The organism is Kitasatospora sp. NPDC051170, assembly GCF_044455705.1.
In the GTDB taxonomy this organism is placed as follows: domain Bacteria; phylum Actinomycetota; class Actinomycetes; order Streptomycetales; family Streptomycetaceae; genus Kitasatospora.
On the sequence record NZ_JBITFA010000020.1, the window covers coordinates 48,684 to 68,901 of the forward strand.

Annotated in this window: 15 protein-coding genes; 4 read left to right on the forward strand and 11 right to left on the reverse strand. The window is 74.8% G+C overall.

The features are described from left to right. Window positions 1-333: 333 nt before the first annotated feature. The 5 genes from ACIBCA_RS32690 to ACIBCA_RS32710 form a co-directional block, all read right to left on the reverse strand. Window positions 334-1,263, reverse strand: a complete 930-nt coding sequence (locus tag ACIBCA_RS32690; RefSeq protein ID WP_396286690.1) for a FadR/GntR family transcriptional regulator — start codon at window positions 1,261-1,263, stop codon at window positions 334-336. A 138-nt stretch (window positions 1,264-1,401) separates the two neighbouring features. Continuing rightward, on the reverse strand, window positions 1,402-2,307 hold the full coding sequence (locus ACIBCA_RS32695) for a hypothetical protein (protein ID WP_396286691.1): 906 nt from the start codon (window positions 2,305-2,307) through the stop codon (window positions 1,402-1,404). A gap of 3 nt (window positions 2,308-2,310) precedes the next feature. Next, window positions 2,311-3,765: an ATP-binding cassette domain-containing protein gene (locus ACIBCA_RS32700; protein WP_396286692.1), complete on the reverse strand. Its 1,455-nt coding sequence runs from the start codon at window positions 3,763-3,765 to the stop codon at window positions 2,311-2,313. 200 nt (window positions 3,766-3,965) lie between these two features. After that, on the reverse strand, window positions 3,966-4,724 hold the full coding sequence (locus ACIBCA_RS32705) for an NUDIX domain-containing protein (RefSeq protein WP_396286693.1): 759 nt from the start codon (window positions 4,722-4,724) through the stop codon (window positions 3,966-3,968). 129 nt (window positions 4,725-4,853) lie between these two features. Further along, entirely contained in the window at window positions 4,854-6,968 is a 2,115-nt protein-coding gene (locus ACIBCA_RS32710) for a glycogen debranching N-terminal domain-containing protein (protein WP_396286694.1), read from the reverse strand. A gap of 515 nt (window positions 6,969-7,483) precedes the next feature. Here ACIBCA_RS32710 and ACIBCA_RS32715 point away from each other — a divergent pair. Next, complete coding sequence (locus ACIBCA_RS32715) at window positions 7,484-8,800, forward strand: alpha/beta fold hydrolase (protein ID WP_396286695.1); 1,317 nt, start codon at window positions 7,484-7,486, stop codon at window positions 8,798-8,800. Window positions 8,801-8,858: 58 nt separating this feature from the next. On the opposite strand, the gene ACIBCA_RS32720 is transcribed toward ACIBCA_RS32715, so the two are convergent. Next, on the reverse strand, window positions 8,859-10,355 hold the full coding sequence (locus tag ACIBCA_RS32720) for a DUF4192 domain-containing protein (RefSeq protein WP_396286696.1): 1,497 nt from the start codon (window positions 10,353-10,355) through the stop codon (window positions 8,859-8,861). A 230-nt stretch (window positions 10,356-10,585) separates the two neighbouring features. On the opposite strand from ACIBCA_RS32720, the gene ACIBCA_RS32725 reads away from it, so the two are divergent. Both ACIBCA_RS32725 and ACIBCA_RS32730 read left to right on the forward strand, forming a co-directional pair. Continuing rightward, window positions 10,586-12,784, forward strand: coding sequence for a RecQ family ATP-dependent DNA helicase (locus tag ACIBCA_RS32725; RefSeq protein ID WP_396286697.1), 2,199 nt, complete (start codon window positions 10,586-10,588; stop codon window positions 12,782-12,784). Window positions 12,785-13,232: 448 nt separating this feature from the next. Next, a complete protein-coding gene (locus ACIBCA_RS32730) occupies window positions 13,233-13,880 on the forward strand; it encodes a hypothetical protein (RefSeq protein ID WP_396286698.1) in 648 nt (215 codons plus the stop codon). A gap of 172 nt (window positions 13,881-14,052) precedes the next feature. Here ACIBCA_RS32730 and ACIBCA_RS32735 read toward each other — a convergent pair whose 3' ends face one another. The 3 genes from ACIBCA_RS32735 to ACIBCA_RS32745 form a co-directional block, all read right to left on the reverse strand. Beyond that, on the reverse strand, window positions 14,053-14,730 hold the full coding sequence (locus ACIBCA_RS32735; protein ID WP_396286699.1) for a hypothetical protein: 678 nt from the start codon (window positions 14,728-14,730) through the stop codon (window positions 14,053-14,055). Between the two features lie 100 nt (window positions 14,731-14,830). Continuing rightward, entirely contained in the window at window positions 14,831-15,529 is a 699-nt protein-coding gene (locus tag ACIBCA_RS32740; protein WP_396286700.1) for a ribonuclease HII, read from the reverse strand. A 67-nt stretch (window positions 15,530-15,596) separates the two neighbouring features. Continuing rightward, entirely contained in the window at window positions 15,597-16,190 is a 594-nt protein-coding gene (locus tag ACIBCA_RS32745) for a TetR-like C-terminal domain-containing protein (protein ID WP_396286701.1), read from the reverse strand. Between the two features lie 140 nt (window positions 16,191-16,330). On the opposite strand from ACIBCA_RS32745, the gene ACIBCA_RS32750 reads away from it, so the two are divergent. Beyond that, window positions 16,331-17,872 carry an MFS transporter gene (locus tag ACIBCA_RS32750; RefSeq protein ID WP_396286702.1) on the forward strand — a complete coding sequence of 514 codons (1,542 nt, stop codon included), beginning with the start codon at window positions 16,331-16,333 and terminating at the stop codon, window positions 17,870-17,872. Window positions 17,873-18,013: 141 nt separating this feature from the next. Here ACIBCA_RS32750 and ACIBCA_RS32755 read toward each other — a convergent pair whose 3' ends face one another. Together ACIBCA_RS32755 and ACIBCA_RS32760 are read right to left on the reverse strand one after the other, a co-directional pair. Beyond that, window positions 18,014-18,952 (reverse strand): carbohydrate ABC transporter permease, encoded by a 939-nt coding sequence (locus tag ACIBCA_RS32755; RefSeq protein ID WP_396286703.1) that lies wholly within the window; start codon window positions 18,950-18,952, stop codon window positions 18,014-18,016. Further along, window positions 18,949-19,968 carry a carbohydrate ABC transporter permease gene (locus ACIBCA_RS32760; RefSeq protein ID WP_396286704.1) on the reverse strand — a complete coding sequence of 340 codons (1,020 nt, stop codon included), beginning with the start codon at window positions 19,966-19,968 and terminating at the stop codon, window positions 18,949-18,951. The genes ACIBCA_RS32755 and ACIBCA_RS32760 overlap by 4 nt, the downstream gene beginning before the upstream one ends. Window positions 19,969-20,218 lie beyond the last annotated feature (250 nt).

Below are 20,218 nucleotides of genomic sequence, written 5' to 3' on the forward strand. Positions count from 1 at the left end.
TGCGCTGTCGATTCCGACCGACTCGGGCTTGAGGACTGGGGTCAACGGGACGGCAGCAGCGCCGCGGACCAACACAGCGTTCTGACGTGTTGGAGTATTCCGGAGCTGCTTCCGCTCAGGACACATCGCTGCCACTCGTCAAGTGTTACGCATGGCCTTCGTGTCGCGGGTCACACCACTCGGCGGCCGCGGCCACGGGGCCGGAGTCCATCATCGCTCACTCGCCGCGGAACGTACGAGGGCCCTCCGGCGGCGCCGCTCGGTGCGGCCGGAGGGCCCTGGGGGACGGGGTGACGGGCGGGCGGGGGTCGACCGCGCACCGGAACGGCCCGCTCAGTGCTCCCGGGGGGCGGGGACGGACGGCTCGATCTCGGGGTGGACGGTGAGCAGCGCCCGCATCGCGGCCTCGCCCGCGGTGCCGTCGCCCGCGCCCAGCGCGTCGACCAGCCGGGCGTGCAGGCCGACCGAGGACTCGGAGGGCCGCTCGCAGGAGATCGTCGGACCGCCCGAGACCTGGAGCGCGCAGCAGACGATCCCGGAGAGGTGCTCCAGCATCCGGTTGCCGGCCAGCTGGAGGATCAGCACGTGCAGCTCGGCGTCCGCCCGGGTGTAGGTGGCCAGGTCGGCCTGGGCGGCGGCGTGGCCCATGATCTCGACGAGCTCGGCCAGCCGCTGCTGGACGTCCTCGCGGCCGTGGCCGGCGGCGAGCCGGGCGGCCAGCGGCTCGATCGCCCAGCGCAGCTCGAACAGCTCGCGGCGCTGCTCGTCCCGCTGCGGGCCGAAGGCGCGCCACTCGATGATGTCCGGGTCCAGCAGGTTCCAGTCGCCGACCGGGCGGACCCGGGTGCCGACGTTCGGCCGGGCGCTGACCAGGCCCTTGGCCTCCAGCACGCGCAGCGACTCCCGGACGACGGTGCGGGAGACCTCGAAGCGCTGGCCGATCTCCTCGGGGACCAGCGGGCGGTCGGCGCCGAGGTCGCCGGAGACGATCATCTGGCCGAGCTGCTGGACCAGCTGGCCGTGCAGGCCCCGGCCGCGGCTGCTGGTGGTCTTGCGGCCGACCCGGGAGAGCTCGGACTCGGCGCCCTCCCAGCGGGGCGCCGGCGGGGTCGGCCGGTCGGCGTAGGTGAAGCGGTCCAGCTCGCCGGGGACGATGGGCCCTTCGGTCGAACGGGCGGGAGTCATGGTGGGGTGCGCAAGGGTGTTCACGCCTCCTTTGTCGGCGATCGGCGGGCGCAGCTTGAGAATTCTCGTGAAAAGCACACGAAAGGGTGATCGACCGTGACTGGATAATTGACTTCTTATCAGGAAGAACCGCGCATTACGGTCGGGGCTGGTCGATCTTGGTGGTTCGGGGCACCGCCGGTGCCGTCGGGGGGCGCTCGGACGTCAGGCGAGGGCTCAGAGCGCCCGGCGGCGGGCCTGGAGCACCAGGACGGCGAGCAGCAGCAGGCCCGCCGGGGCCGCGACGGCCGTGAGCAGCGCCGGGTCCGTCAGCGCCGCTCCCCCGGCCGCCGCCTCGCCGCTGCCGCCGTACACCCAGCCGTACGCCCACTCGACGCCGGACTGGAAGGGCAGCAGCTCGGCCGCCCGCTCCGGCCACGGACGGCCCGTCCGGCGCAGCAGCACGGCCACGCCCGTCTCCAGCAGCGGCGGCAGCGCGCACAGCAGCAGGACGCCGACGACGGCGCTGCGGGTCAGCGAGGCGGTCAGCACGCCCGTCCAGGCGGCCACCACGGTCAGCAGGACGAAGGCCAGCAGCGCGGCCGGGACCCCGTGGCCCGCCACCAGGCCCAGCGGGGCGAAGCCGCCCGGCAGGTCGTCCAGCCCGGACAGCCCGGCGCCGGTCAGCACCTCGGAGACCCGGGCCGACAGCGCGGCGGGCTCCGACCAGGCCGCCACCGTCACAGAACCCGGCAGGGCCAGGTGCACGGCCACCGTGTCCAGCAGCAGCGTGGCCAGCGCCAGCAGCGCGGCCACCGGGCCGATCACCAGCAGCTTGGCCAGCAGCAGCCGCACCCGGCGCGGATAGGACACCAGCGAGGCGGGCAGCCCCGGGTGGCGCACCTCGTGCCCGTACGAGAGGGCGCCCAGCGCCCCCGCCCCGAGCGCCGCGAAGGGCAGCGGGATCAGCGGGACGGCGGCGGTCAGCAGCCGCACCCCGGCCGGGGCCCCGAGCGGCCCCGCCGGGGCCTGGCTCGCCAGAACGGCGGCCACCACGGCGTCGACCAGCAGGACGGCGGCCAGCAGCAGCCAGGTGGAACGCAGGCCGCGCAGCCGGCGCAGCTCGTAGGCCAGGACTCGCACGGTTCACTCGCTCCGGTGGTCGTCGGGGACGGAGGTGTCGGTCAGGCGCCCGCCGTCGGAGGCGAGGCGGGTGGCCCGGGCCAGCCGGACGGTGTCGTCGGCGAGCAGATCGGCTGCCCCCGCCCGCCGGACGGGCGCGGCAGGTCGCACGGGGTGCGGCGGCCCGACGGGGGCCTCCCGGGGGACGCGGTCCGCGGTGTCCGTGCGGCCGGTGGGCGTGAAGGAGTCGGCGGGGCCCTCCCGGAAGAGGCGGTCCACGGCGACGGCGGGCGTCCGGGTGTGCTGCTCCTCCCGGCGGGGGGCCGCTCCGAGGGCTGCCAGGGCGGTCAGGGCGCTGCGGGGGCGCCGGGAGCCGTTGGTGGCGGGGGCCGGGGTGACGGGCAGGGCGGGGGCGGGGGCGAGCAGGGACGGCTCGGGCTCGCCCGTTCCGCCCACTGCTTCCGCTCCCTCAGCCCGGTCCGTTCCTTCCGATGCCGACTCGCCGGGCTGCCGGGCGGGTTCGGGTGCGGGCTCCTCGGCGGTGGGCCGGCCCTGGAGGTGCCCGGAGCGGCCCGAGGGGACGGGCAGGGTGGCCCGGGGCGCCGGCTGCTCCACCACCCGGTCGGCGAGCTCGTGCAGCAGGATGCCGTTGCGGTAGGCGAGTTCGCCGATCTCGGTGCGGTCCAGGCCCGCCACCGCGAGGCCCACGCTGCCGTCCCGGCGGACCTCCGCGCCCTGGCTCACCAGCAGGTCGGCCAGCCGGGCCATCTGCGGCCCCCGGACGGCGACCTCGGGGCTGAGCCTGGTCCGGCGGAACTCCGTCACGGGCTGGTCGGCCACCAGCCGGCCCTGGTCCAGGGTGATCACCCGGTCGGCGAGCTGGGCGGCCTCCTGCGGGGAGCGGGTGGTCACCAGGACGGTGCCTCCGGCGACCGCGAAGGAACGCAGGAAGGAGTGGAACCACTCGACGTTGCGCGGGGACAGGCCCTCGGCCGGGCCGTCCAACAGCAGGGCGGCGGGGTCGCCGAGCAGGGCGGCGGCCAGGGCCAGCCGACGGTGCATGCCGGGCGAGAAGCTGCGCAGCCGCTGCCCGGCGACGGCCGCGAGCCGGGTCTGCTCCAGCAGTTCGTCGGCCCGCCGGGCCGGGACGCCGACCGCCGCCGCGAGCATCCGCAGGTGACCGCGGGCGGTGCGGCCCGGGTGTCCGGCGACGGCCGCGAGGCCCTCCCCGGGGCCCGGCAGCAGGACGCCGACCTCGCGCTCCGGGCGGCGCAGCCTGCGGTAGGTGCGGTCGCCGAAGAGGGTGACGCCCTGTCCCCGTTCGAGTTCGAGCATCAGTCGCAGCGCGGTGGTCTTGCCCGATTCCTCGGCGCCGAGCAGCGCGGTGACCAGGCCGGGCCGGACGTCGAAGGTCAGATCGAGCACGGCGGGTGGGGCGCCCTTGCGGTAGACCTTGGTCAGTCCGGTGCTCTGGATCATCGCTGGTCGCTCCCATTGCCCTCGGCCGGTCCCGCTGGACGCGGTGCCCCCTGGTGGGCCGGCGGCTGCCCGCACGGCCTCGCGCCAGCACATTAGGGGTCGGCGGGGGCGATTTCGGGCATTACGACGGCGGCGCGGGGCCCTGGGCCACCCACCTCACCCGATCAGGGGACAATCCGATCCTGCGATTCCCCGGCGGCTCAGGACTCCGGGCGCAGCATGGGCGGGTTGAGCACCGTAGCGCCGCCCGCGGTGAACAGCTGGGCCGGGCGGCCCCCCTGACGGGTCGTCGTGCCGCCGGAGGGCAGCAGGAAGCCGGGGGTGCCGGTGACCTTGCGGTGGAAGTTGCGCGGGTCCAGCACCACGCCCCAGACGGCCTCGTAGACCCGGCGCAGCTCGCCGACGGTGAACTCGGTCGGGCAGAAGGCGGTGGCGAGGGAGGAGTACTCGATCTTGGAGCGGGCGCGCTCCACGCCGTCCGCGAGGATGAGTCCGTGGTCGAAGGCGAGCGGGACGCCGTCGGCGGGCGTCTGGCCGAGGAGTTCGCCGACCGGGGCCCAGCGGGCGCCGCTGGCGTCGCCGCCGGCGCGGGGGGTCGGCAGGTCGGGGGCGAGCACCAGGTAGGCGACGCTGACCACGCGCATCCGGGGGTCGCGCTGCGGGTGGCCGTAGGTGGCGAGCTGTTCGAGGTGGGCGCCGGCGGTGACGGGGCTCACCACGTCGTGGCCGGGCGCGGAGTGGGCGCGCAGGCCCGTCTCCTCGGCCAGCTCGCGCGAGGCGGCCTCGGCCAGGCCCTCGTCGGGGCGGACGAAGCCGCCGGGCAGGGCCCAGTACCCCTGGTACGGCGGCTCGCCGCGTCTGACCAGCAGGGCGCAGAGCGAGTGGTCGCGCACCGTCAGCACCACCAGGTCGACGGTGACTGCGAACGGGGGGAAGGCCGACGGATCGTAGCGCGACATGGCCACGATCATAGTCGTCTCTCTGACGATAAGCACAGGCCCCAGCAGGGACGGAGCAGGGACGGAGCAGGGGCGGGGCGCGGACGGGGCGGGCACCGGCCGCCCGCCCGTCTGCCGGTCGGTCAGATGTCAGCGGGCGACCAGCTGCAGCTCCTCGGGGGCCTCCTCGACCATCGCCACCCCGATCCGGCTCACCCGGACCGAGAACGGTTCCCCGGCCACCCGCAGCCCGGTCAGCTCGAGCTCGCCGAGGGGCGCGGTGCTGGCGGGGCGCACCAGGACGCGACCGCCGGGGACGTCGGGCCTCACCCCGGCGAGGGCGAACACCGCGTGCGCGGCGCCGGCCGCCGAGACGGCCGCCGGGCGGCAGGCGGCGGGGTGGGGCACCGGCGGGCTGCCCGGGGTGCGCTGCTCGCCCGCGTACATCTCGGGCAGTCGCCCCTCGAAGTGGGCGGCCGCGGCGAGCAGGCCCTCCAGCAGGGTGCCCGCCTCGTTCTCGTGGCCGGCCTCGGCGAGCCCGGCCACGGCCAGCGCCGTCTCGTGGACCCGCACCGCACCGCCGCGGTGGCCGAGCGGGTTGAACCGGGGGGACTTGGCGCTGAGGGTGCGCAGACCCCAGCCGCTGTCCAGCTCGGGCGTGAGCAGGCGCTGGGCGAACAGCCGGGTCTGTTCGCGGTCCAGCAGGCTCTCGTGCCGGCCGCCGTCCGCGGCGAGCCCGGTGTCGAGCAGGTGCACCAGGGAGGAGGCGAGGGCGGGCAGCGGCCGGTCTCCGGGGGCGAGCGCGGCGGCGGGACGGCCGCCGGACAGGTCGTCGACCCAGAACCGCTCGCGGAAGCGCCCGCGCAGCTCGGCGGCCCAGTCGCGCCACTGCGCGGCTCCCGGGCGGCCGAACGCCTCCAGCAGTTCGGCGCCGTGCAGGGCGGCGCGGTGGGCCTGCGCCTGGACCTCGGCGCGGGCGGGCACGGGGTGCGCCGAGCGGTCCTCCACCGGGCGGCTCAGGTCGGTGACGAAACCGTCGACCAGGCCCTCGCTCAGGGCGGCCAGGGCCCGCTCGGCGGCGGGCAGCAGTTCGGCCGTCTCCGCCGGGGGCAGGCCCCAGCGCCATGCCTCGGCCAGCACGGTGACGAACAGCAGGGTGGCCTCGGTGGCGGTGCAGGTGGGCGGCAGCTCGGGGCCGCCGTGGCGCAGGGCGCCGGGCAGCAGGCCCTCCACCCGGCCGGGGGCGGGGGCCAGCTGCTGACGGCGGGCCAGCGCCCGCAGGGTGCCGGCGGCGAGCCGGGTGCCGAGGGGCAGGGTCAGCCGGGCCGCCCACAGCGCGTCGGCCGGGGCGAGGCCGAAGCGCCAGGGTGCGCCGGAGGCGGGGTAGAGGTCGGTCGGGCGGTCGGGGTCGGCGAACAGCAGCCCACCGAGGGCGTCCAGGGAGCGGGTGACCAGCGACGCGGCGCGGGGGTCGTCGCTGCGGACCTCCGGCTCGGCCCAGGGCAGCGGGACTCCGGTGCCGCGCCCGCCGGGCGGCCGGAGGCCGGGGGCGGTGGCCTCGATCTGGACGTGCAGTTCGACCGACCAGCGGGCGCCGGGCTGCACCTCCAAGTCCCAGCGGAGCACCCCGGCCCCGGCCAGCACGGCGTGCGGGGAGGGCTTGGCGCTGACGACGGCGCTGTGCGCCGGGCCCGTCCAGCGCAGGCCGGAGGACTGCACCTGGCCGGGCAGGTCGGGCTGGCGGTGGCCGGCGGCGATCTCGGCGACCGGGCCGAGGTCGGTGCCCAGGGCGATCTCCAGCGGCAGCCGGGCGGGCCGGGCCCCGGTGTTGCGGACCGTGACGGTCTCCACCCCGTCCGCGTGCCGCAGGCGCTCGACGGTGAGCGCCGGATCCGGGTCGAGGTCGCCGGGGAGGCGGACGGCGCCGAGGAAGCGGGCCCGGGCGGCGCTGGTCAGGGTGCCCTGGAGCGGCAGCGGCTCCATCCCGCCGAGCCGCAGCTCCATCCGGGCGAGCACCCGGACGCCGTGCTGGTAGAAGCCGTGCAGGCCGTGGCCGCGCAGCTGGCCGTCCGGGCCGGAGGCGGCCATGCCGGGGGCGTTGACGCAGAGCACCGCGTGGTGGACGGCGGGAGGCTGCGGGCGCGGCGGGGCCGGGGGACGGCCCGGGCCCACGGGCGCGCCACCGGGTACGGCCGGCGGGGCCGGTCGCGGCGCGCCGACCACGGTCTCGGCCGGCAGGGCCTGTGGTGGCCTCAAGGCGGTCACCGGACTCTCCTCCCTCGGCGGTCCGGTGGCCGGGTCTGGCCGGTGGGCCGCGAGCGTGCTCGATCGCGTGCTGATGGTGCCGGGCCGGCGGGCTGTCCCGCCGACGGATTGCCGTGCCTGGCCGTACCCGGTGCCGGGCCCTGCCATGCGGTGCGCCGCACCGGTCCGGTCCGGTGGTGACGCGCCGCGCCGACCTTAAGGCCCGGCGCGATCCTCTGGCACACGGGGCCGTCACCTCGCCGTCACACCTCCGACGCACGGGCGCCGCTCCCACCGTCCACGGGTGCGGGCCCCAGGGGTGAACGCCGCGGGCCGCCTCCAGGTCACGCCCGCGCCCCTCCCCCCGGGGCGCCGCGGCCGGTCTCCGCACCGCGCCCGGTGCCCGTACCGGTGGGTGGAGGCCGAACCACCGCCCGGCCGCGGTCAGGATACGGTGCGGGGGTCGCGGCGCCCCCGCCCGGTGACCCCGTGATCGGTGGCGCGACCGCTGTGACCAGCAGAGACCGAGGAGTTGCATGTCCACCGTCAGCCGGCTGCCCGGGATTGTCACGACCGATCACGTCTTCCAGGTGCCCCTCGACCACGCCGCCCCGGAGGGCGAGCGGATCGAGGTGTACGCCCGCGAGGTGGTCGCCGCCGGCCGCGAGAAGGACGACCTGCCCTGGCTGCTCTTCCTCCAGGGCGGGCCCGGCGGGAAGTCCCCCCGCCCGCTCGGCCGGGACGCCTGGCTCGACCGCGCCCTGGACGACTACCGCGTCCTCCTGCTCGACCAGCGCGGCACCGGGCGCTCCACCCCCGCGACCCGGCAGACGCTCGCGCGGCGCGGCGGCGCCAAGGAGCAGGCCGACTACCTGGCCCACTTCCGCGCGGACTCGATCGTGCGCGACGCCGAATTCATCCGGCACCGGCTGCTCGGCGCCGACCGCCGCTGGAGCCTGCTCGGCCAGAGCTTCGGCGGCTTCTGCACCCTCACCTACCTCTCCTACTTCCCCGAGGGCCTGACCGAGGCGTTCGTGACCGGCGGCCTCGCGGGCCTGCGGACCGGGGCGGACGACGTCTACCGGGCCACCTACCGCCAGGTGCTCCGCAAGAACGAGGACCACTACGCCCGCTTCCCCGGGGACGTCGAGGCGGTGCGCCGGATCGCCGCGCACCTCGCCGAGGCCCCCGCCGCCCTCCCGGGCGGCGGGCTGCTCACCGTGGAAGCGTTCCAGGCGCTCGGACTGATGCTGGGCGGCGGCAGCGGCTCCGGCGCCCTGCACCACCTGCTGGAGGAGGCGTGGGTGGAGGGCGCCGCCGGGCCCGAGCTCTCCGACACCTTCCTCGCCGGCGCCCAGGCCCAGCTCTCCTTCGCGGGCGGCCCGCTGTACGCCGTGCTGCACGAGTCGATCTACGGCCAGCGGTCCGTGGACGGCGGCGGCGCCACCGCCTGGGCCGCCGAGCGCGTCCGCCGGGAGTTCCCGCCGTTCGACGCCCGGGCCGCGCTGGAGACCGACGCCCCGGTGCTGTTCACCGGGGAGATGATCTACCCCTGGATGTTCGACACCGACCCGGCGCTGCGCCCGCTGAAGGAGGCGGCCGAGCTGCTCGCCGCCCGCACCGACTGGCCCGACCTGTACGACCCGGCGCGCCTGGCCGAGAACACCGTGCCCGTCACGGCGGCCGTCTACCACGACGACATGTACGTGGCGGCCGCCGACTCGCTGGCCACCGCCCGCACGGTGCGCGGTCTGCGGGCGTGGGTCACCAACGAGTGGGAGCACGACGGTCTGCGGGCCAGCGGCGGCAAGGTGCTCGACCGCCTGATCAAGATGGCCCACGGAGAGGCGTAGCCTCCCCGGCCTCCCCTGTCCTCGTAGCCCCCACCGGCCCGGCGGGGCGGCGAAGAGGTCAGCGCGCATGGCGGCCTCCTCTCCCCGCCCGCCGGGCGCCCCGGCAGTGGTCGGCCTCGGCACGGCGCGCCTCGGCCGAGGCGCAGGCCGACTGCCGGCCCAGGCGCACGCCCCGGGCGGGCCGCTGCCCGGAGTGGTCCGCCTCGGGAGCGCACCGGGGCGAGGGGAGCAGCGCGACCGGCCCCGAGTCCGGCTCACCCACCGACGCACCGCCCGGAGCGGGCCCGCTGCCACCCTCGGCGGCGCTCCCGCCCGCCGCGGTGAGCGGTGCCCCGCCCCTGCGGCGGCCGCCCCGGCGACGGCGGCGCCCCGCCGGGGCACCCGCGGCCGGGCCCGGGCCGGGTGCCTCCTCCGGGGGATCGACGGGAGCCGCCGCACAGGCCTCCTTTTCCTCCCTTGCCTCGCGTGCCTCGCGTGCCTCGCGGCGGCGCCGCTGGGCCTCGACGGCCGTCATCAACGCCTGGGGGGCCATACCGTCGTTGAGCGACTCGTACAGCAGCTCGGCGAGCAGGTAGCCCGGGGCGAGCCGCAGGACGTGGCCGAGCACGACCCGGGCCGTCGCCGTGTCCCCCGCGACCCAGGAGGCCCAGGCGAGCAGGGTGAGCGGGGCCACCGCGCAGTCCTCGTACGGCGGCACGGCGCGCCGGGCTAGGAAGCGCCAGAGCCGCTCGGCCGGGGCCAGCTCGGCGGGGCGGGCGTACTCGACGCCACGGTCCCGGGTGAGGCGGTCCCGCAGGGCGACCAGCAGCCGGGCCGCCCGCTCCTCGTCGAGCTCCCGGCCACCGGCCGCGAACTCGGCGAACGCCTGGTCCAGCAGGGCGGCGCCCTGGCCGAGGGAGACGGTCCCGGCCAGGGCCCGCTCCAGCGCCGCCCGCTGGGCCTCGGCCCCCGGCGGGCCGATCGGGGCCAGGGCGCCGACGATCGCCTTGCGGCTGCCGCGCGGGACCAGGCCGGCGACCGTCGCCGCGGCCGCCGCCGGGCCCGGGGCCGGACCGCTGCGCACCGGCGTGCCCGCCGGGTCGCAGCAGCCCTCGCCCCGGCAGAGGAAGGACCGCCAGCGGCCGTCGGAGACGCACAGCGACTCCTTGACCGCCACTCCCCGGCGTGCGAAGGCGGCGCGCAGGTCCTCCGCCAGGGGCCGCAGCCCCTCCGCGACCGGCGGGCCGTGCGGCGAGGTGGAGTCCTGGCAGAGATAGAGGAGCACCTGGACCGGCGGACCGCCGTGCCGCTCGGAGAGCGCCACCAGCAGGGCCGCCGTCTCGTCCGCCGCGGCGGACCACTGGGCGGGCGAGGCCGGGATGTCCGCCCGGATCACGCCGCCCTGGTGCAGGTCGGGGCCCTGGAGTCCGACCGCGACGATGCTGTCGTCGGGGTGGAACCCCAGGAGGTAGGGCAGGAGCTCGGCCATGTCGGCCGGCCCCCGCATGACGACCGGCCGGTGGCCGGAGGCCGGGCCGAGGGACAGGGTGACGGGTTCGTTGTTCATCGCGTTCATGGCCGCAAGAGTGGAGTGTGATCCGCCGAGGCCGACGAATCTTTCCGATTCCTGTGGATAACCCCGGGGGGAAATGCCTCTTCCCTCGTTCGGCGGATATCCGCGTCACTCCCCCGGGCGAAGAAAACCGCGCGTTCAACTGATGAGCGGATGAAAGACACCTCACCTTCGCCACCCCCTCCCCCGCCGGCATTCGCCCCTTGTCACCGGCATGGGGTTACATCGGGGCCATGCAGCAGCCCGAGATGCACACCACCGCCACCACCGCCGACCGCGCCGAGGTCAGGGCGCGGGCCGAGGCCGTCCTGCGCGAGCTCGCCGGGGCGGGCGCCGCCCTGCGCGAGGACCAGTGGACGGCCATCGAGGCCCTCGTGGTCGACCACCGCCGCGCCCTGGTCGTCCAGCGCACCGGCTGGGGCAAGTCCGCGGTCTACTTCGTCGCCACCGCCCTGCTCCGCGCCCGGGGCTCCGGGCCGACGGTGATCGTCTCCCCGCTGCTCGCCCTGATGCGCAACCAGGTCGAGTCGGCGGCCAGGGCCGGCATCCACGCCCGCACCATCAACTCCGCCAACGCCGACGAGTGGGACGGGATCCAGGCCGAGGTCGCCGCCGGCGAGGTCGACATCCTGCTCGTCAGCCCGGAGCGGCTGAACAACCCCGACTTCCGGGACCAGGTGCTGCCCAAGCTGGCCGCCTCCACGGGCCTGCTGGTGGTCGACGAGGCCCACTGCATCTCCGACTGGGGTCACGACTTCCGCCCCGACTACCGGCGGCTGCGCACCATGCTCGCCGATCTGCCGCCCGGCGTGCCCGTGCTGGCCACCACCGCCACCGCCAACGCCCGGGTCACCGCCGACGTCGCCGAGCAGCTGGGCACCGGCGCCACGGACACCGACGCGCTGGTGCTGCGCGGCCCGCTCGACCGGGAGAGCCTCACCCTGGGCGTGCTGTCGCTGTCCGACCCGGCGCACCGGCTCGCCTGGCTGGCCGACCACCTCGACCGGCTGCCGGGCTCGGGCATCGTCTACACCCTGACGGTGGCCGCCGCCGAGGAGGTCACGGCCTTCCTGCGCGAGCGCGGCTTCGCGGTCGCCTCCTACTCGGGCCGCACCGAGGACGCCGAACGCCGCACCGCCGAGGCCGACCTGCTGGCCAACCGGGTCAAGGCCCTGGTCGCCACCTCCGCCCTGGGCATGGGCTTCGACAAGCCCGACCTCGGCTTCGTCGTCCACCTGGGCTCGCCCAGTTCGCCCATCGCCTACTACCAGCAGGTCGGCCGGGCCGGGCGCGGCGTCGACCGGGCCGAGGTGCTGCTGCTGCCCGGCCGCGAGGACGAGGCGATCTGGCGCTACTTCGCCTCGCTCGCCTTCCCGCCCGAGGAGCAGGTGCGCCGCACCATCGACGCCCTGGCCGAGGCCGGCCGCCCGCTCTCCACCGCCGCCCTGGAGCCCCGGGTGGACCTGCGCCGCGCCCGGCTGGAGACCATGCTCAAGGTGCTCGACGTGGACGGCGCCGTCCGCCGGGTCAAGGGCGGCTGGACGGCCACCGGCGAGAGCTGGGCGTACGACGCCGCCCGCTACGCCAAGGTCGCCGCCTCCCGGGAGGCCGAGCAGCGGGCGATGCGCGAGTACGCGGCGACCACCGGCTGCCGGATGGAGTTCCTGCGCCGGCAGCTGGACGACGAGCAGGCCGCGCCCTGCGGGCGGTGCGACACCTGCGCGGGGCCGCGCCACACCCCCGACGTCTCCGAGGAGACCCTCGCCGCCGCCCGGGCCGCGCTCGGACGCCCCGGTGTGCCCTTCGAGCCGCGCCGGCTGTGGCCGACCGGGATGGACGCGCTCGGCGTGCCGCTCAAGGGCCGCATCCCGGCGGGCGAGCAGGCCGAGAGCGGCCGGGCGCTGGGCCGGCTCTCCGACATCGGCTGGGGCAACCGGCTGCGCACCCTGCTGGCCGAGCAGGCGCCGGACGTCCCCGTACCCGGCGAGGCGGTGGACGCGCTGGTGACGGTGCTGGCGGACTGGGCGCGCGGGCCGGGCGGCTGGGCCGGACCGGCCACCTCGGAGGGTGCCCGGCTGGAGCGGCCGGTCGGCGTGGTCACCATGGCCTCCTCCTCACGCCCGCAGCTGGTCGGCAGCCTCGGCGCGCGGATCGCCGAGATCGGGCGGCTGCCGCTGCTCGGCCGGATCGAGTACGCGGGCGGGCAGCCGCCGCACGGGGCGCGCAGCAACAGCGCCCAGCGGCTGAACGCCCTGGCCGGGGCGCTGATGCTGTCTCCGGAGGTGGAGCAGGCGGTGGCGGCGGCCGGCGGGCCGGTGCTGCTGGTGGACGACCTGGTCGACTCGGGGTGGACGGTCACCGTGGCCGCCCGGCTGCTGCGCCGGGCCGGGGCGAGCGCGGTGCTGCCGCTGGTGCTGGCGGTGCAGGGGTGAGTGGGGGGAGTTGATCGAACCGGGACGCAGCCACCGGTTCCATCCCGCCATCACTCGAATGGCCTAACGGAAAGGATCACAACCGAGCGACTTCGATCACACAGGGCATCCGGACGGAATGGACCGGTCACCATGCACCGAACGGTTCACTGCTCGCCGCATACCGCTCGGATCAAGGTCATCAGCTGGTCGGCCGCGACTCGACGGACACCGGAGCACACCCTCCCGACACAGAGCCATCCGGTGGCGTTCATCATTTCGTCATTGCCGCTTCACCCCGGATTCCGCGAGAATCGGAGGGTACCCGAAATCAGGTCCGTCGGACCCGCCCTTCGGCGTACCCAGGCATCGGCCTTCCCTCGGGCCAGGAAGGAGGATCGTGATCAGCGGCAGCGACCCCGGTCAGAATCCCCTCACCAGGGGTTCCGAGGGCAGAAGACTGCTCGACATGGAGGGCTGGAGGGCCGGGGGGATTCCGCTGCTGCGAGATCCGCGCGACTTCGTGCTGGAGCTGCACCAACGGCACCTGCCCCAGCCGGGCACGGTCGTGGTCGCCGTCCTGGACGCGCTCCACCACCTCACCGCCTCGGCCTCCTTCACCCCCTGGCCGCACGACTCCGACGGCTGGCAGCACCGCAACACACTGCTCACCCAGCTGCGCCGGATCACCCCGCACGACCTGCGGCTCGCCCAGCCGACCCGGACGGCCGTGCTGCTGCGCTGCCGCGAGGGCGCACCCGGCTGGACGGAGCAGGACGGCGCCTGGATGTGGGCGCTGCGCGACGCCTCCGTGCTGCACGGGCTGCGCTCCGGCTCGTACATCGGGCTCACCCCGGCGGGCTGGCAGATCCTCGGGGACGGACGCGGCGGGCGCAATCCGCACGCGGGTTCGTGGGCGGACGGGCCGGTGCACACCGTGACGGAGCTGCCGCCCCGGTCGGCGCTGGACGAAGCGGCGCGTGGCCGCCGGACCAGGCAGACGATCGACCAGGCCCGCCGCGGCGAGGGCGGACCGCTCGCCCTCCCGACCGAGGGCCCGTGGACCCCGGCGCGGATCTCGGCCGTGGAACCGACCCGGCGCACCGGCACCCGCTGATCCCGTAACGGACGGACAGCGGGCCCGGCGCCGCACGGCTCCGGGCCCGGCGCCGCAGCGAACAGCCGGACGGCCGACCACCGATCAGGCGGTCGGCCGGTCAGGCACTCAGGTACTCAGGCAGGCAGGCGCTAAGGCACTAAGGCAGGAAACCGGTCGAGCGCCCGCCCGGTCAGACCTTCAGCCGGTCGGACCGCGCCCCGGCACCCCGCCGCCCCCGCGCGGCGCCGGCCGCGGGGCCCGCGTCGCCGCAGACCACGAGCAGCGCGGTCGCGCGCCCCAGCGCCTCGGCGTACGCCTCGACGGCCCGGGCGGCCGGTCCGCCGTTGACCACCAGGACGACCACCTCGCGGCGGACCTGGCGGCCGAACTTGGCGTCCGCGTAGAACACGTCGCCGCCTTCGGCGAGCTGCGCCCAGTAGCGCTCCTCACCGAAGGAGACCTCGTGCTGCTGCCAGGGGTGCGCCTCGCCGACCGTCAGCACCAGGATCTGGCCCGGGTCACGGCCCGAGTCCAGCAACTGGTCGACCGCCTCGTCGGCGAGGTCCAGCGCCTGGGCCGGGCCGGCGGCGATGCGCCGGACCTCGACCTGCGGTGCGGCGGGTGCCGGGAGGCGCGGCCCGGGCTTGGGGATCGGGCGCGGCGGGCCGGGCTCGGCGGCCCCCGGCGGTACCGGGCGCGGTGCCTGGCGGGGGCCGGGCACGGGGGCGGCAACAGTGGAGGGTGCGGTGGCAGGAGCGCCGCCGATGGCAGGCGTGTTGGGGGCTTGTGCGTCCGACTCGCGGGGGAAGGGAACGCCGGGGCCCGGGAGGCTCTCGTGAATCTCCGGCTCCTCGGGGAAGACAGGCATACCCGGATATCTATCAAATGCCGGTCGAACGCGCACGGGCGCCCCACCCATTGAACGCCGCACGGTTCGACTCCACACCCAGGCGATTCCCGACGGAACGTCAGAAACCGAGCGTCAACTGTTCGTCGGCGCACCCCTGCGCGGCGCCGTCGACGTCCCGAACGCGCTTGAGGTGGCGCCACTTCGGGAGCGCGTCCAGGTACGCCCAGGAGAGCCGGTGGTGTTCGGTGGGGCCGTACTCCTCCAGCGCGGCGCGGTGCACCGGGGACGGGTAGCCGGCGTTGTCGGCGAAGGCGAATTCGGGGTGCGTCTCGCCGAGTTCGGCCATCAGTCCGTCGCGGTGGACCTTGGCGAGGACGGAGGCGGCGGCCACGCAGATGCAGGACTGGTCGCCCTTGATCACCGTGCGCACCCGCCAGGGGCCGCCCAGGTAGTCGTGCTTGCCGTCCAGGATGACCGCGTCCGGCTCGACGGGCAGGGCCTCCAGCGCGCGGACGGCGGCCAGCCGCAGCGCCGCCGTCATGCCGAGTTCGTCGCACTCCTGCGGGGAGGCGGACCCGAGCGCGTAGGCGGTGACCCAGTCCGCGAGGACGGGGGCGAGCGCCTGGCGGCGCAGTTCGGTGAGCAGCTTGGAGTCGGTCAGCCCCTCCGGCGCCCGGTGCAGACCGGTGACGGCGGCGCCCACCGTGACCGGCCCGGCCCAGGCGCCGCGCCCGACTTCGTCCAGCCCGACCACGACCTTGGCGCCGGCCCGGCGGAGCGAGCGCTCGACGGAGTGTGTCGGGGGGACGATGGGCATGGCGGCTTCCGTTCGACTGAGGCGGTCTCCAGCCTAAGCCCGTTCACGCCCCGGCCACTCCGGCCGGCTACCGCCCGACCATCGGCATCAGCACCTCGTCCACCAGCCGGCTCGCGTAGTCGTCCGGCATCGGCTCCGCGCCGGTCGCCTTGACGTGGTAGAAGAGCATCGCCGGTACGACGTCGGCGACCATCGGGGTGTCCGCCCCGGGCCGGACGTCGCCGCGTTCGACGCCGCGGCGCAGGATGTCGAGGACGGTCTCGGTGGTCGGATCGATCACCCGGCCCATGAGGAAGTCCTTGAACATCTCGGCCTGTTGCTGGGAGACCTCCCCCATGAGCGCGTGGATGGCGGCGCCCACCCGCGAGCCCGAGGCGGCCGCGAACAGCTCGATGAGCTGCAGCAATTCGGCCCGGGTGGACCCGAGGTCGGGCACCGCGCGAGGGCGTGGGAGAGTGGCGTCCAGGGAGTCGATGACGAGTTCGACCTTGGACCCCCACCGCCGGTACAGCGCCGCCTTCCCGGTCCGCGCCGCAGCGGCGACCCCTTCCATCGTCAGGCGTGCGAACCCGCCGGAGGTGAGCTGGTCGAGCGTCGCTTCGAAGATCGCGTTCTCCAGCTCCTTCCCCCGCCGCCGCACCAAGCGATCCACCGCCGTCATCCACCCACTCCTTTAAGGAACGCTTGCGTTCACAATCAGGGCCAGGATATCGTCCCGATTAGTGAACGATCCCGTTCCTTGGCTACCGGGGCACCGAGTACCGCAGCACCACAACACATAGCCAGCAGGGGGCACATTTCGTGGCTATCTCCGACACTCTCCACAAGCAGTCGCAGCCGCAGCAGGGCCGCGGCAAGAACCTCACCCTGACGGTCATCGCGGCCACACAGCTGATGGTGGTGCTCGACGCCACCATCGTGAACATCGCGCTGCCGCACATCCAGGACGCGCTCAAGTTCTCGACCACCGACCTGTCCTGGGTCATCAACGCCTACACGCTGACCTTCGGCGGGCTGCTGCTGCTCGGCGGCCGCGCGGGCGACATCCTCGGCCGCCGCCGGGTGTTCATCTTCGGCACCCTGCTCTTCGGCCTGGCCTCCCTGCTCGGCGGCTTCGCGCAGGACAGCGGCCTGCTGCTGGCGGCCCGCGCCCTGCAGGGCATCGGCGGCGCGATCTGCTCGCCGACGGCCTTCGCCCTGATCGCCACCAACTTCGAGGAGGGGCCGGAACGCAACAAGGCGTTCGGCGTCTTCTCCGCGGTGGCCGGCTCGGGCGCGGCGATCGGCCTGCTCGCCGGCGGTCTGCTCACCGAGTACCTGAACTGGCGCTGGGTGTTCTTCGTCAACGTGCCGATCGCGATCCTGATCGCCGTCGCCGCGCCGCGCTACATCACCGAATCGCCGCGCATCGCCGGCAAGTTCGACCTGCCCGGCGCGATGACCTCGACGCTCGGCCTGGTGGGCCTCGTCTACGGGTTCATCCGCGCCGCCTCGGACGGCTGGTCGGACCCGGTCACGATCGGCTCCTTCGTGGGAGGCGCGATCCTGGTCGCCGCGTTCATCGTGATCGAGAGGCGCACGGCCCAGCCGATCACCCCGCTGCACCTGTTCGCCGACCGCAACCGCACCGGCAGCCTGGTGATGATGCTCTGCATCGCCGCGGCCATGTTCGGCATCTTCTTCTACGTCGTGCTGTTCGTACAGGGACCGCTCGGCTACAGCCCGTTGAAGGCCGGCGTCTCCTTCCTGCCGATCAGCGTCGCGATCATCATCACCGCCCAGCTCGCCTCCCAGCTCCAGGCCAAGTACGGCCCGAAGCCCTTCATGGCGGGCGGCGCGTTCCTCGTCACCGTCGGTCTCGCCTGGCTGACGCAGATGAACAAGGACAGCGGCTACCTGGACGGCGTCTTCGGCCCCACGGTCGTCTTCGGCCTCGGCATGGGAATGATCTTCGTCCCGGTCATGCTGATCACCGTCTCGGGCGTGGCCGGCGAGGAGACCGGCGCCGCCTCCGGCCTGCTCAACTCCATGCAGCAGATCGGTGGTTCGCTCGGCCTGTCGATCCTGACCACGGTCTTCGCCACCTACGCCAAGGACGAGGCCGCTGTTCAGGTGCCGAAGTTCCTGAAGACGGCGACGCCGGAACAGCTCGCCTACTTCAAGGAGAACCACAACTTCCCGCAGGGCACCGAGGCCGCCAACATGGTGCTGACCCAGGGCATCTCGCACGGCTTCATCGTGGGCGCCGCCCTCGCCGGCGTCGCCTTCCTGGTCGCGGTCTTCGCGATCAAGGCCAAGGCCAGCGACCTGCAGGGCTCCGCCGCCGGCGTCGCGATGCACTGACGGCGCGATGCACTGACGGCGCGATGCACTGACGACGCGGTGCACTGACGGCGCGATGCGCTGACGACCGACGACACACGCGTACGGCCGGCCGGGACTCTCCCGGCCGGCCGTACGCGTTGCGCTTCGCGCGGCACGCGCTCAGCCCTTCACCGACCCCGCCAGCAGCCCCCGCACGAAGTACCGCTGCAGGCCGAAGAACACCCCCAGCGGCACGATGATCGACAGGAACGCCCCCGCCGTCAGCAGCTCCCAGCGCCCGCCGAACGACCCGGACAGCTGCGCCAGCCGCACCGTCATCGGCGCCACCTCCGGGGTGCCCCCGGCGAAGGTCAGCGCGACTAGCAGGTCGTTCCAGACCCACAGGAACTGGAAGATCGCGAACGAGGCCAGCGCCGGGGTGCACAGCGGCAGCACGATCGAGCGGAAGATCCGGAAGTGCGAGGCGCCGTCCACCACCGCCGCCTCCATCAGGTCCCGCGGCAGCTGGGCGATGAAGTTGTGCAGCAGGAACACCGCCAGCGGCAGCGCGAACATGGTGTGGGCCAGCCAGACCGGCGCGTAGCTGCCCTTGAGGTCCACCGCCGGGATCAGCGTCAGCGCGCCCAGGTGCGCACCGCCGGAGAACAGCCGCAACAGCGGGATCAGCGCCATCTGCAGCGGCACCACCTGGAGCCCGAAGACGGTCAGGAACACCGCGTCGCTGCCCCGGAACCGCACCCAGGCCAGCACGTACGCGGCCATCGCCGCCAGCACCAGCGGGAACACCGTCGCCGGGATGCTGATCGCCAGCGAGTTCACCAGGTACGGCATCAGCCCGGTGGAGACGCCGGAGCCGCCCTCGAAGAGCACCGAGTGGTAGTTGCCGAGGCCGAAGTCCGGGTGCAGGAGGGCGTTCCACCAGCCGTCGGCCGTCACGTCCTGCTTGGGGCGCAGGGAGGTGACCAGCAGGCCGAGCGTCGGGATCGTCCACAGCACCGTCATCGCGATCACGAACACCGAGGCCAGCGGGGAGCCGAAGGCCCTGCGCACCGACCGTGCCGGACCCTCCCGCCCCTCCGCCCTGATCAGCGCGCTCACCGCACCTCACGCTCCTTCCGCAACTGGACGATGTTGTAGGCCACCAGGGGCAGCACGGCCAGGAAGAGCAGCACCGCCAGGGCGCTGCCCCGCCCGTCGTTGAACTGCGAGAAGGACTGCGAGTACATCTCGTTGGCCAGCACCTGGGTGCCGAAGTTGCCGCCGGTCATGGTGCGGACGATGTCGAAGCACTTCAGGGTGATGATCATGACGGTGGTCAGGACGACCATCACCGTGGTGCGGATCATCGGCACGGTGACGTACCAGAACAGCCGCGCCCCGCTCGCGCCGTCCAGCCGGGCCGCCTCCACCACCTCGGAGGGGATCGCCTTGATCGCCGCGGACAGGACCACCATCGCGAAGCCCGTCTGCACCCAGACCATCACGGCCATCAGCAGGAAGGTGTTCAGCGGCTGGGAGAGCATCCAGTTCGGCGGATCGTCCCAGCCCAGACTCACGGCGACCTGGCTGAGCAGGCCGATCTGCCGCTGCCCGGGGCCGCGCGACTCGTAGACGAACTTGAAGATGATCGACGCGCCGACCAGCGAGATCGCCATCGGCATGAAGATCAGCGACTTGTAGACCGACTGGCCGCGCATCCGGTCCACCATCAGCGCCAGCAGCAGGCCCAGGCCCGTCGCCACCAGCGGGACGACCGCCAGCCACAGCAGGGTGTTGACCAGCACGTGCCGCACGTCGTCCGAGGTGAACGCCCACCGGAAGTTGTCGCCGCCGACGAACCGGCTGCCGTCGTCGTTGTGCAGGCTCAGGAAGACGGTGCGCACCAGCGGCACCACCAGGCCGACGAGCAGGAGCAGCACGGCCGGGCCGAGGAACACCAGGACGGCCAGCGGGCGGGCGAGCCGACCCCGGGCGCGGCCGGCGACGAAGAAGACCACCAGCAGGATGCCGAGGAAGCCGGCGACGGCGCCGAGGGTGTTGCCGAACTTGAGCGCCGCGTCGCCCCAGGCGCCGGCGGCGAGCGCGACGGGCGGCGGTGAACCGGGTACGGGCATGGGGGGTGCTTCCCTTCGGGTCCGATCACCTTCCGGTGCAAGCGAGTGTTCGAGCGGGCGTGCGAGGGAGCCGGGAAGAGAGGGCCGGGGAGAGCGGGCCAGGGAGAGAGGGGCGGGGAGAGAGGGGCGGGGGGGGGGGGGGGGGGGGCCCCCCCCCCCCCCCGGCCCCGGGGCCCCGGCGCCCCGCCCCCCCGCCCCCCGCCGGCCCGCTACAGCGGCCCCGCGGCGGCGCTGTGGGGGGGGGGGGTTA